The organism is Collinsella sp. An7 (genome assembly GCF_002159335.1).
Lineage (GTDB): Bacteria > Actinomycetota > Coriobacteriia > Coriobacteriales > Coriobacteriaceae > Coprousia.
Genome location: NZ_NFHP01000003.1, coordinates 277,575 through 290,150, shown reverse-complemented (window position 1 = coordinate 290,150; position 12,576 = coordinate 277,575). Strand labels below are relative to the sequence as shown.

At 62.5% G+C, this 12,576-nt stretch carries 12 protein-coding genes; all 12 read left to right on the top strand.

Going from position 1 to position 12,576, the window contains the following annotated elements:
- Nucleotides 1-53 precede the first annotated feature (53 nt).
- The 12 genes from alaS to efp all read left to right on the top strand — a co-directional run bounded on the left by alaS (nucleotide 54) and on the right by efp (nucleotide 12,555).
- Complete coding sequence (alaS, locus tag B5G20_RS05300) at nucleotides 54-2,714, top strand: alanine--tRNA ligase (protein ID WP_239286883.1); 2,661 nt, start codon at nucleotides 54-56, stop codon at nucleotides 2,712-2,714.
- Nucleotides 2,715-2,794: 80 nt separating this feature from the next.
- A complete protein-coding gene (ruvX, locus tag B5G20_RS05295) occupies nucleotides 2,795-3,208 on the top strand; it encodes a Holliday junction resolvase RuvX (protein WP_087355733.1) in 414 nt (137 codons plus the stop codon).
- Nucleotides 3,209-3,456: 248 nt separating this feature from the next.
- Nucleotides 3,457-4,449, top strand: coding sequence for a PTS sugar transporter subunit IIB (locus B5G20_RS05290; RefSeq protein WP_087355731.1), 993 nt, complete (start codon nucleotides 3,457-3,459; stop codon nucleotides 4,447-4,449).
- Nucleotides 4,450-4,462: 13 nt separating this feature from the next.
- On the top strand, nucleotides 4,463-5,275 hold the full coding sequence (locus B5G20_RS05285) for a PTS mannose/fructose/sorbose transporter subunit IIC (RefSeq protein ID WP_087355729.1): 813 nt from the start codon (nucleotides 4,463-4,465) through the stop codon (nucleotides 5,273-5,275).
- A gap of 17 nt (nucleotides 5,276-5,292) precedes the next feature.
- Nucleotides 5,293-6,237, top strand: a complete 945-nt coding sequence (locus B5G20_RS05280; protein ID WP_087355727.1) for a PTS system mannose/fructose/sorbose family transporter subunit IID — start codon at nucleotides 5,293-5,295, stop codon at nucleotides 6,235-6,237.
- A 144-nt stretch (nucleotides 6,238-6,381) separates the two neighbouring features.
- A complete protein-coding gene (locus tag B5G20_RS05275) occupies nucleotides 6,382-6,756 on the top strand; it encodes a DUF956 family protein (protein ID WP_087355725.1) in 375 nt (124 codons plus the stop codon).
- A gap of 493 nt (nucleotides 6,757-7,249) precedes the next feature.
- On the top strand, nucleotides 7,250-8,242 hold the full coding sequence (mltG, locus tag B5G20_RS05270; RefSeq protein ID WP_239286882.1) for an endolytic transglycosylase MltG: 993 nt from the start codon (nucleotides 7,250-7,252) through the stop codon (nucleotides 8,240-8,242).
- A gap of 1 nt (nucleotide 8,243) precedes the next feature.
- Entirely contained in the window at nucleotides 8,244-8,741 is a 498-nt protein-coding gene (locus B5G20_RS05265; RefSeq protein ID WP_087355724.1) for a YqeG family HAD IIIA-type phosphatase, read from the top strand.
- A 3-nt stretch (nucleotides 8,742-8,744) separates the two neighbouring features.
- Nucleotides 8,745-9,314, top strand: a complete 570-nt coding sequence (locus B5G20_RS05260; RefSeq protein WP_087355722.1) for a shikimate kinase — start codon at nucleotides 8,745-8,747, stop codon at nucleotides 9,312-9,314.
- Nucleotides 9,315-9,352: 38 nt separating this feature from the next.
- The gene (locus tag B5G20_RS05255) at nucleotides 9,353-10,414 is read left to right on the top strand and encodes a hypothetical protein (RefSeq protein ID WP_158094395.1); all 1,062 of its coding nucleotides are present in this window, start codon (nucleotides 9,353-9,355) and stop codon (nucleotides 10,412-10,414) included.
- A 237-nt stretch (nucleotides 10,415-10,651) separates the two neighbouring features.
- Nucleotides 10,652-11,782: a Xaa-Pro peptidase family protein gene (locus B5G20_RS05250; protein ID WP_087355718.1), complete on the top strand. Its 1,131-nt coding sequence runs from the start codon at nucleotides 10,652-10,654 to the stop codon at nucleotides 11,780-11,782.
- Nucleotides 11,783-11,991: 209 nt separating this feature from the next.
- Nucleotides 11,992-12,555 carry an elongation factor P gene (gene efp, locus B5G20_RS05245; RefSeq protein WP_087355716.1) on the top strand — a complete coding sequence of 188 codons (564 nt, stop codon included), beginning with the start codon at nucleotides 11,992-11,994 and terminating at the stop codon, nucleotides 12,553-12,555.
- The last annotated feature ends 21 nt before the right edge of the window (nucleotides 12,556-12,576 follow it).

The window sequence follows — 12,576 nt, the reverse complement described above, 5'->3', positions numbered from 1 at the left end:
TACTCTATACGTTTGACGAACCGACCGATCCACACGAAGGGAGAGGCGCCCTTATGGCAGCAGCCGATTTTCCCACGATGACCACTGCGGAGATTCGCTCCGCGTTCCTGAGCTTCTTTGAGGAGCGGGGTTGCAAGCTCTTCCCCAGCTCGTCGCTCGTGCCCGATGACCCCTCGCTTCTACTCGCCAACGCCGGCATGAACCAGTTCAAGCCCTATTACCAGGGCAAGAAGACCATGCACGAGATCGGCGCTACCTCGTGCCAGAAGTGCGTGCGTACCAACGATATCGACATCATCGGTTCCGACGGCCGTCACGCGAGCTTCTTTGAGATGCTCGGCAACTTTTCGTTTGGCGGCGTCTCTAAGGAGCAGGCCTGCGCCTGGGCGCTCGAGCTCTCCACCAAGGTCTTTAAGCTGCCGATTGAGCGACTTTACTTTACCGTCTTTACCGAAGACGATGAGACCTACGACATCTGGCGGAGCCTCGGGATCGAGGAGAACCACATCTCGCGCCTCGGTGCCGACGATAACTTCTGGGCGGCTGGCCCTACGGGCCCCTGCGGTCCCTGCTCCGAGATCTACTACGATCAGGGTGAGGACGTGGGCTGCGGCCGGGCCGACTGCGCTCCCGGCTGCGACTGCGACCGCTTCCTCGAGTACTGGAACCTCGTCTTTACGCAATTCGACCGCCAGGAAGACGGCTCGATGCCGGAGCTCCCGCACCGCAACCTCGATACGGGCATGGGCCTCGAGCGCATGAGCGCCATCATGCAGCACAAGAGCTCGTTCTACGACAGCGACATCATGCAGGGGCTCATCCGCCTTGGCGAGGAGGTCTCGGGCGTGACCTATGTGGGCGACGACTACGAGGGTCCGAGCCGGAGCCTGCGCATCATCGCCGATCATGCACGTTCCGTCGACTTCATGATCTCCGACGGTATCCTGCCGGGCAACGAGGGCCGCGGCTATGTGCTGCGCCGCCTGCTGCGCCGCGCGGTCTTCCATGGGCGCCTGCTCGGCGTCGAGGGGGCCTTCCTCGGCCGCTTCATCGACCGGGTGAATGAGCTTATGGGCGATGCCTATCCCGAGCTTATCAAGAACGCCGCCCTCGTAAAGGGTATCGTCTCCGCCGAGGAGGAGCGCTTCTCCACCACGCTCGACAACGGCCGCGTCTACCTCGATGAGGCGCTCGGCAAGCTCGGTGAGGGCGAGACGCTCGACGGCGAGGCGGCCTTTATGCTGCACGACACCTTTGGCTTCCCGATCGACCTTACGGTCGAGATCGCCCAGGGTGCGGGGCACGGTGTTGATATCGAGGGCTTTAACCAGGCGATGGAGCGTCAGCGCGAGCGCGCCCGTGCCAACGTCAAGGGCGATGCCTGGGGCACGTTCAACGACGTGTGGACTGAGCTTTCCGACAGCCTCTCCGCGACGGAGTTCTGCGGGTACGATGACGATGCGCTTGAGGGCGCCCGCGTGCTCGCCATCGTGCGCGACGGCGCGCGCGTCGAGCGCGCGAAGGCGGGCGATGAGGTAGAGGTCGTGCTCGACCGCACGCCCTTCTACGCCGAGATGGGCGGTCAGGTGGGCGACACCGGCCTGCTCGCCGGTGGCGGCGTGCGCGTGGCGGTTTCTGATACCAAGTCGCACAACGGCCTCCATGCCCATGTGGCCACGGTCGAGGAGGGTGAGCTTGCCGAGGGTGGACTCGTTACGGCGATCGTCGACCATCACCGTCGCGAGCTCCTGCGTCGCAACCATACCGCCACGCACTTGCTCGACGCCGCACTCAAGGAGGTCCTCGGCGACCACGTTAACCAGGCGGGTTCGCTCGTGACGCCCGATCACCTGCGCTTTGACTTCACACACTTCGAGGCGCTCTCGGGCGAGCAGCTTCGCGCTATCGAGGACCTCGTCAACGCACAGATCTTCGCCGCTAAGCCCGTTGTGACGGCCGTTATGGGCATCGACGAGGCCAAGGCCGCCGGCGCGGTGGCGCTCTTTGGCGAGAAGTACGGCGACGTGGTGCGCGTGGTCTCGGTGGGCACGGAGGACCGTCCCATCTCGCGCGAGCTCTGCGGCGGCACGCACGCCCGCAACACCGCCGAGATCGGCTTCTTCCACATCACCTCTGAGTCCTCCACGGGCTCCAACGTGCGCCGCATCGAGGCCGTGACGAGCGAGGGCGCCGTTGCCTGGTGGCAGGAGCGCACACGTCTGCTCGAGGAGGCGGCACAGGTCCTCAAGTGCCGCGTCGACGAGGTCCCCGCGCGCGTGGCGGGACTTCAGGCCGACCTGCACGCCAGCGAACAGAAGCTCAAGGCGGCGCTGACCGGTGGCTCGTCCGATGCAATCGCCCAGGCGATTGAGGGCGCGACCGACCTCGGTGCCTACAAGCTCGTCATTGCCGAGCTCAAGGGGCTCGAGGCGGCCGACCTCCGCAACGTCTGGGACACCATTCGCCAGAAGGTCCAAGGCCCCGTTGCCTGCGTGCTCGCCACGGTGACCTCCAAGGGTCAACCGGCGCTTCTTGCCGGGGCGACTGACGAGGCGGTTGCGGCCGGCTTTAAGGCAGGGGACATCATCAAGAAGATCGCGCCGCTCGTGGGCGGTGGCGGCGGCGGGCGTCCGACCATGGCCCAGGCCGGCGGCAAGAACGCGGCGGGCATTGCCGACGCCCTTGCACAGGCCCGTACGGAGCTTGGTGCGTAACCAAGGTACGTTTTTGGTGCACCCAGAGAGGTCCTGCTGTTAGCCTCTCTGGGTGCGTTGCGTTATGGGGAGGAGAGCACATGGTCGCCATGGCACTCGATATCGGCGAGAAGCGCGTCGGCATTGCGGTCTCCGATGCCTCGGGGCGTATCGCCTCGCCGGTCAAGGTACTCCCCGCCGCCGAGGTGCTTGCGGGCGCACGGAGCTTTTGCTACCTCGTGGAGGACTATGAACCTGAGGTGCTCGTCTGCGGTCGTCCTATGACGCTCGCGGGGGAGCGAGGCCCTCAGGCGGAGCGCATCGAGGAGCAGGCACAAGCCATTGGACGGATGCTCGGGCTGCCGGTGGATTTTGAAGACGAGCGACTCTCGTCGGCCGAGGCCAAGCGCATCCTCCGCGAACAGGGGCTCAACGAGAAATCGATGCGCGGTAAGGTCGACATGGTCGCCGCGAGCCTCTTTCTGCAGACGTGGCTCGACCGACAGCAAAGCTAACGTGACCGCCCTCGGGTTGTCGCCCCCGTGCGGATCGGTTTGCCTGAGGCTTTCAGCAGCAAGATTGCACGTCTCTATCGCACGGTAAAGACCATTTACCGAATCGTCTCTACCTGCGAAAACGACCGTTTACGGATGCTTGGCGCTTCGTACTCACCGTTTCTATACAATAAATACGACTGCGCGTAAGGAAGCTTTTCCTCGCGGTGCTGAACCAGTTTGTAACCTCTCTAGAAAAGGAGGTAGGTATGGTAGGTATTGTCCTTGCAAGTCATGGCGACCTTGCTTCGGGCATCAAGCAAACGGCCTCGATGGTCTTTGGCGACCAGCCGGACGTCGTGACCGTCAGCTTGCAGCCCAGCATGGGACCGGATGACCTGAGGGCCGAGATCGAGAAGGAGGTGGCAACACTTTCAGATCCCGAACAGGTGCTGTTCCTGGTCGATCTGTGGGGCGGCACGCCGTTCAACCAGATCAACGGGCTTTTGGACTCGCATCCCACGTGGGTGGCGGTTACCGGCATGAACCTTCCCATGGTCATCACCGCGTACACGCTGCGCATGAACCCGGAAGCGACCGCGCACGAGATCGCCTCCGGCCTCATCACCGAGTCCCGTGACGGCGTGCGCGTCAAGCCCGAGGACCTTGAGCCCAACGCGCCCGCACCGGCAGCTGCGGCTCCCGCCGCTGCCGCTGGCGCGATCCCCGAGGGCACAGTGCTGGGCGATGGTCACATCAAGTTCGTGCTGTGCCGCGTGGACACCCGTCTGCTGCACGGTCAGGTCGCGACCACATGGACCAAGATGACCAACCCCGACCGCATCATCGTGGTCTCCGACGCCGTCGCGCACGACGAGCTCCGCAAGACTATGATTCAACAGGCTGCGCCTCCGGGAGTCAAGGCTCACGTCATCCCGATCCAGAAGATGATCGACGTCGCCCATGACCCTCGTTTCGGCGCCACGAAGGCGATGCTTCTCTTCGAGACGCCCCAGGACCTGCTCAAGTGCATCGAGGGCGGCGTGGATATCAAGAAGGTCAACCTTGGTTCCATGGCTCACTCGGTGGGCAAGGTCGTCGTCACCAACGCCATCGCCATGGATCAGGCTGACGTCGATTGCCTTGAGGCCCTCGCGGCCAAGGGCATCGAGTTCGACGTCCGCAAGGTCCCTGCCGACTCGCCCGAGTCGTTCGACGGCATGATGAAGAAGGCCAAGTCCGAGCTGGCCGCACAGGCATAAGAAGGAGGGAAACATGTCGGTTTTCACAATCATCCTGATTGTCATCGTTGCCTTCCTCGCCGGTATGGAAGGCATTCTTGACCAGTGGCAGTTCCATCAGCCGCTCGTCGCGTGCACGCTCATCGGCTTGGTGAGCGGCCACCTCGAGGCGGGCATCATCCTGGGCGGCACGCTCCAGATGATGGCCCTCGGTTGGGCGAACGTCGGCGCTGCCGTCGCTCCCGACGCGGCACTTGCCTCGGTCGCATCGGCCATTCTGATGGTCCTCGCCCTCAACTCGGGCGCTGACCAGAGCCAGGCCATCACCACGGCTATCGCCGTGGCCGTGCCGCTTTCCGTGGCTGGCCTCTTCCTCACGATGATCGTCCGTACCATTGCTATCCCTATCGTCCACTTCATGGACGCTGCGGCTGCTCGCGGTGACTTCTTCGGCATCGACGTGTGGTCCATCGTGGCCATCTGCCTGCAGGGCATCCGCATCGCCATTCCGGCGGCGGCCCTGTGCTTCATTCCTTCCGATGCCGTCATGGGCGCCCTCAACATGATGCCCGCGTGGCTCAACGAGGGTATGACGATCGGTGGCGGCATGGTTGCTGCCGTCGGTTACGCCATGGTCATCAACATGATGGCGACCCGCGAGGTCTGGCCGTTCTTCGCGCTGGGCTTCTGCCTCGCCGCCATCTCCGAGCTCACGCTCATTGCCCTTGGTGTCATTGGTGTCTGCCTGGCCCTCATCTACCTGGGCCTCAAGGATCTTGCTAAGCAGGGCGGCGCCGCCGCCGGCTCCGGCGATCCTCTGGGCGACATTCTGGACGACTACGAGTAGGAAGGGGGGAGATTGTAATGGCAGAGAAAAAAATCACGCTTTCCAAGAGCGATCGTCTCAAGGTTTGGTTCCGTCACCAGTATCTCCAGGGCTCCTGGAATTACGAGCGTATGCAGAACGGCGGTTGGTGCTTCTCGATGATCCCCGCAATCAAGAAGCTCTACACCAACAAGGATGACCAGATTGCCGCGCTCAAGCGCCACATGGAGTTCTACAACACGCACCCCTATGTGTCGTCTCCCGTCATTGGCGTCACCCTCGCCCTTGAGGAGGACCGTGCCAACGGCGCGCCCGTTGAGGATGCCGCTATCCAGGGCGTCAAGGTTGGTATGATGGGCCCGCTCGCCGGCGTCGGCGACCCCGTCTTCTGGTTCACCCTTCGCCCGCTGCTGGGCGCCCTTGGTGCCTCGCTTGCCATGGGCGGCTCCATCATGGGCCCGATCCTGTTCTTCGTGCTCTGGAACGTCATCCGTCTGGCCTTCGAGTGGTACACGCAGGAGTTCGGCTACAAGCTGGGCACCTCCATCACCCAGGACCTCTCCGGCGGCCTCATGGGCAAGATCACCGAGGGTGCTTCCATTCTTGGTATGTTCGTCATCGGCGGTCTGGTCGAGCGCTGGGTCTCCATCTCCTTCGCACCGACCGTCTCCACGGTCACTCAGTCCGAGGGTGCCTACATTGACTGGAACGCCATCGCCGACACGGCGAACCAGGGCGGCCAGGGCGTTGCTGACGCCATTCATAGCGCGCTTACGCAGTACTCCTCGCTCGGCGCCACGGGCCTCGAGATCGAGAAGGTCACCACGCTGCAGCAGAACCTCGACCAGCTCATTCCTGGCCTTGCCGCTATGGCTGTCACGCTGCTGTGCTGCTGGCTCCTGAAGAAGAAGGTCTCCCCGATCGTCATTATCATCGGCATGTTCGCCGTTGGCATCATCGGTCATCTGGTGGGCCTGCTCTAAGAGCCCTATCTATCGCGCGCCTCGAGCGCTTGCGGTACTTGTGCGCGGGGTCGCGTCGCGCGGGGGAGCGTGCCATAATGGCAGCGCCCTCGCGGACGCGACCCCGCGTTCGAGCAGTTGTTCTCATGTAAGGAGCGACCTCTTATGGCGCAGTCCCAAAACACCACGGTTGAGTTCACTTCGCGGGGTACGTCATTTGCCGGCCTCTCCACGTACGGCAACATCTTGATCGGTGATAAGGCCTTTGAGTTCTATAACGAACGCAACCCCGAGGACTATATTCAGATTCCTTGGGATGAGGTCGACTACGTGGCGGCCTCCGTCATGTTTGGCGGAAGGTGGATCCCGCGGTTTGCCTTGTTTACCAAGCAGAACGGTCACTTTGCGTTCTCGTCCAAAGATAACAAGGCCACGCTTCGCGCCGTTCGCGAGCATGTGCCCGCAGATCGCATCGTGCGTTCGTTGAGCTTTCTCGACGTGGTCAAAGCGGGGATCTTGGGGTTGTTCCACCGCAGATAGGGGAGGGGCTGTCGATGAAGAGGGGACCATTTGGGATTCTGGCACCCCAATTTCTCGATAGCACTTCGAAGCTCCAAGCGGTTGGCAGCTCATCCGAGGCGACTGGAAGCGTTAATGCGTTGCATCCTTCAAGGTTCGATGAAAACTTTAAGGTTTTCATAACCTTGCGCTAGACTGGTGCCGGGCCATTGCGCCCCGTCTACCCGCTGCAACGTAAGGGGGCCCCGTGCTAACTGAGAACAAGCCCAGCCCGCGCACCGGTCGCGCTGCAACGTCCCGATCCCAGGCGACCCGCCCGGCGGGCACGCGCTTTAAGACCCCTGCGGCCTCTGGTCCCGCACGTCACGCGGCCAAAACCTCGGCGGGGACCCGTGGCCACCATATCCCGCACGGCGTACACGGCCATGTTCAGCCGGTTTGCACTCGTCGCTCTGCGCAACCGGCGCGTCGCTCGCACGTCCCCGTTATCGCCGCTATCATCTGCGCCGTTGCGGTGCTCGTGTTCTTTATCATTGTGGCGCTTCCCGCCATCACCGGGCTCTTTACCTCCGTGTCGGCCGACCAGGCCGTCGAGGCGGGCGTTGAGGTCGAGGTCAACATTCCTCAGGGCGCGACAGGTGACCAGATCGCATCGATCCTCTCCGAGAACAACATCATCCCCGACCCACAGGATTACTACGCCGAGGTCAAGGCACAGAACGCCGACATGTCGCTCAAACCCGGCGATTACCGCTTTACCACGCTTCAGGATCCCGCCGACGTGGTGGCTCAGCTCGTGGCCGGGCCAAACGTCCAGGGCGTTACCCTTACCATCGCCGAGGGCCTGACCGTTAAGCAGACTGCGAAGCGCGTTGAGGATGTTTACGGTATCTCGGCCGACGATTTTATGGCGCAGGCCAAGGCGTCCAACTACGCGGCGGACTATGACTTCCTCGCCGATGTTGCCGACGATTCGCTCGAAGGCTTCCTTTATCCCAAGACCTACTCCTTTGCAGGTACCCCCACGGCCGACGATATCATCCGTGCTATGCTCGACCAGTACCAGGTGGAGGTCGACTCGCTCGATTTTGATGGCGCCCGTGCGACCATCAAGTCGCGCTATGGTGTGGAGCTCTCCGATTACGATCTGCTCATCATGGCCTCGGTGATCGAGCGCGAGGCCCTGACCGAGGATCAGCGTTACAACGTCTCCTCGACCTTCTATAATCGTCTTGAGGCGGGGATGCCCCTCCAGAGCGACGCCACCATGATGTACGTCACCGGTGGTGCCGTTACCTCGGAGGACCTCAAGCGCGAGAGCCCCTACAACACCTACCTCAACCAGGGGCTTCCGCCCACGCCCATCTGCTCGCCGTCGCTCGCGTCCATCAATGCGGCGCTTGCTCCGGCTGACACCGACTACCTGTACTTCTTCATCACCACCGATGACGAGTACTTCTCCGAGACCTACGACCAGCATCTCGCTGCCATTGAGGAGAACCGCTGAGATGAGCCTGCTCGCTCCCGACCGCTACGTTGCTTCCGTTGATCGGATCGACCTCGACGACCTCTGGCGTCGCGGCACCCGAGCCATCCTGCTCGATCGCGATAACACCCTCGTGCCGCGCGACCGCACCACAGCGCCAGCATCGGTTGCGGCATGGCTCGATGCGGCGCGCGACCGAGGTTTTAAGCTCTACATGGTCTCCAACAACTGGCATCGCGACCAGGTGGAGCGCTCTGCTCGCGAGCTGGGGCTCGGCGCCATCTGCTTTGCCTGCAAACCGCTGCCCTTTGCGCTGACCCGGGCGCTCAAGCACCTCGGTGTTCCCAAGGGCGAGGCCGTGATGGTGGGAGACCAACTCTACACGGATGTTTGGGCGGGGAACTTTGCCGGTATCTCCACTATCCTCGTTCGCCCGCAGACCACGGTTGATCTGTGGTACACCCAGATCTTCCGAATCTTTGAACGGCGCGCCCTCCGGCACGTTCCCTGCGAGGAGTAGGACATGGGCGGCCGATCGCCCGGGGGGCGGGAGCACGTCGCGGGACCGTCGGTTAAGCACGGCTGCGACCATATCTTCTTTATCGGGTTTCTCGGAGCGGGCAAGTCGACGCTCGCCCGCAATCTCGGTAAGATGTTCCATCGACCCTTTGTGGACACCGACCGCATGGTCGAGCGCCGTGCGGGCGCCTCGGTTGCGCGCGTCTTTCGTTCGCGCGGTGAGGCGGGCTTTCGCAAGCTTGAGACCGAGGTGCTCCGGAGTCTTAAGAACGAGCAGAGCCTTCTGGTCTCGTGCGGGGGCGGCGTGGTCGAGACGCCCGAGAACATCCGCCTCATGCGCGAGATGGGCACGGTGGTCTACCTCGAGGGGGACTTTGCCGATTCGCTCCGCCAGATTCGCTCAGTTGCGGCACGCCCCGACTTTAAGTCGCGTGCCCATGCCGAGCGCCTTTTTGAGCATCGGCGTCCGCTCTATGTGGAGGCGGCCGACCTCACCCTCGACATCCGCGGAAAGTCCTTTGAAGATGTGTCCTATCGTTGTGCCGAGATGCTGTTGGAGCGTGGTCTGATATGACGGTTAAGCGTTTGCTACTGAACTTTGGTTCGCGGAGCGTGGATTTTCGCATCGGAGCCGATGCGCTTGGAGAATTTGGCCGGATTGCCCGCGTGGTGGTGGGCCGTCCCCAGCGCGCTTTCCTCATCTGGGATTCTTCGGTTGAGGACGAGCTTAAGACGCGCATCGAGCGCCAGCTCATCGATGCGGAGTTTTGCTTGGCGTCGTGGACCGCTCCTATAGAGGAGGAGGCACTCGCCTCTGCTGCGTGCGAGACGCTCTTTGGCGAGCTCGCCCGGGCGGGTATTACTGCAGACGACGTGATTGTTGGCGTGGGGCGTACCCAAGTCACGTCGCTTGCCGCTTTTGCCGGAAAGTTCTGGTGCGGTGGCACGGCGTGCGTGCTGGTGCCTACTTGCCTTGAGGGTATGGTCACGGCGGCAACGGTAGCCGACCCGCTCGCGATTGCGGGGACTGACGGGCGCGTGCTCCTCGCTCCTGAGCCGAATATGGTCTTTTGCGACATCGACCTTATCGATGGGCCTGCCGACCCGGCGGGAAGCGTCTATCTCGTAGGTGCTGCGATCACCGAGAGCAGACGCGCCTGGGAGCGCCTCAAGGAGGCTGCCCCGCGCCTGGGGCGTGGCGAGGCCGCAGCGCTGGTCGACGCGATCTGCAATGCCCAAACCGCCCGCCGCATGGTGGTCTCGGCGGTGAATCCCTCGGCACGCCATGCCCTTTCTTTTGGTGTCACCACTGCTCGGGCGCTGCGTTCCTGCCTCTCCGGCAAGCAGGGGGGAGAGGCTCCCTGGTGGCAGCTTCTTGCCGAGGGCATGCGCTTTGAGGCGCGGCTTGCCACCGAGGTGGGCGCGTTCCCGGTTGACGAGGTCTTTACGCTCGACGATTGCTTTGAGGACCTCGGTATCCCCGAGCTCGCCTTTGCGCTCGATCGCGACGCCTTCCTCACGGCACTCACCGCGGAGAACGCGCGGTGGGCAAACCGGCTCTTGTTTGCCCTCCCCAAGGCGTTTGGCTCGATCCGTCTTTCCAACGTCGACGAAGAGGTGCTCGCGCGCCATGCCGAGGCCTATCTCGCTTCGCGTGCGGAGCTCGTCTCGTAGGACACGCTGAGAGACACGCGTACCGCAGTACCGTTCACCAACTTCGTGCCGGGCGTAGGCACACGATTCATGCTTGGCGGCCCCGGCGCGTTGCCCCGTTTTGCCCTGACTGGCTTCTGAGCCCGCCTGCCGCTCGATTGCGTTTCGTCGGCGTTTCCCAAGCGCTGCCGGTACGTTGAATCCCCGGCGCGGGTGGTCTATTCTCACAGGGGATTATCGTCAAGAGAAAGGACAGGCATGTCTGAGTTTGTTTCCGGTCCGGCTGGGCGCATCGCCCGCGTGCGTGCGCTCATGGCCGAGCGCGGCTACGACGCTGTTATCATCCGCGATGAGGCCAACCTCCGCTGGTTGACGGGCGCCCAGGGAGTCTTTGACTTTACGGGCGAGCTCCCGCACTGCGCCTTCATCACTGCCGACGAGACGCTCCTTCATACCGACTCGCGGTATTTCAACAGCTTTGAGGAGAAGCTCCCCGAGGACTCTCCCTGGAAACTCGACATGGAGGTCATCGACATCCCCGTCTGGGCTGCCCAGCGCGCCCGCGATGCGCGCTGCCGCGTCATCGCCGTCGAGGACACGATGGAGCTTGCGTTCTACACGGGGCTCGAGCGCGGTCTTGATGACGCGGGTATCGCATGCGGTATCGCGCAGATGCATGGCGACCTGCGCCTCATGCGCGCCGTCAAGGACGCCGAGGAGATTGAGCTCATGCGTCGCGCCCAGGCGATCACCGACGCCGCCTTTGAGCACATGCTCGGCTTTATCAAGCCCGGCCTCACCGAGAAGCAGATTAAGCTCGAGCTCGAGAACTTTATGTACGAGCAGGGTGCCGATGGCCTCGCCTTTGGCTCCATCGTTGCCTCCGGCCCCAACACGGCCAACCCGCACGCCATCTCGTCCGATCGCGTGGTCGAAAAGGGCGACTTTGTCCTTATGGATTACGGTGCGCGCCTGAACGACTACAACTCCGATATGACGCGTACCGTTGTGGTGGGCGAGCCCTCTGAGGAGCAGCGCAAGATCTACGACCTCGTGCGCCGTACCCACGAGGAGTGCGTGCGCGCGATCCACGCCGGTGTTGACGGCCGCGCCATCCACGAGCTTTCCGTCAAGATCATCTCCGATGCGGGCTATGGCGACTACTACGGCCACGGCCTTGGTCACGGCGTGGGCATCGACATCCACGAGTTGCCCGTCTTTGGCCGCAAGAGCAACACGGTCGAGGAGGGCGCCGTCATTACCGTCGAGCCCGGAGTGTACCTGCCCGGCGTGGGCGGCGTGCGCCTCGAGGACTACGGCGTCGTGACGGCCGACGGCTACGAGCCCTTTACCACCTCACCGCACGAGCTTCAGATCATCGACTGCTAAGTATGAGAAAATGGGGACGGGTGCGTTTTTCTCGCCTTTGGGAATTTGGGGACAGGCCCCTAATTCCCAAAGGCGAGAAAAACGCACCCGTCCCCATTTTCTCATGGTGTTTTAGCTGCAGCGCGCGTCGATGAAACCAAAAGAGTATACTTTTTAGGATTGCTGTACCGTTGCCCCTACGTGGGCACGTCAACCAAGAAAGGCACCACATGGCAAGCATTACCACTGCTGACTTTAAGAACGGTCTCGGCCTGCGCATCAAGGACAAGGTGTGCACCATCGTCGAGTTCCAGCACGTCAAGCCCGGCAAGGGAGGCGCGTTCGTTCGCTACAAGACCAAGGACATCAAGACTGGTCGCGTGGTCGAGCAGACCTGCAACGCCGGCACCAAGTTTGAGAGCGTCACCCTCACCACCACCGAGATGCAGTACCTCTATAACGACGGTGACCACTACTACTTCATGAACATGGAGACCTACGACCAGGTGCCCGTGCCGGTGGACTTTATCGGCGACAACGCTAAGTGGCTCAAGGAGAATGACATCTGCCAGCTCCTCTATGCCGACGATGAGCTCATGGGCGTCAACCCGCCGATGTTCATCGAGGTCGAGATCACCGAGACCGATCCTGGCTTTAAGGGCGACACTGTTCAGGGTTCCACCAAGCCCGCCACCATCGAGACCGGCGCCGTCATCCAGGTGCCGATGTACCTCAACCAGGGTGATATCATCAAGGTCGACACGCGCGACGGCAAGTTCGTCTCCCGCGTCTAGCATCGCCCCCGTATCCAACTC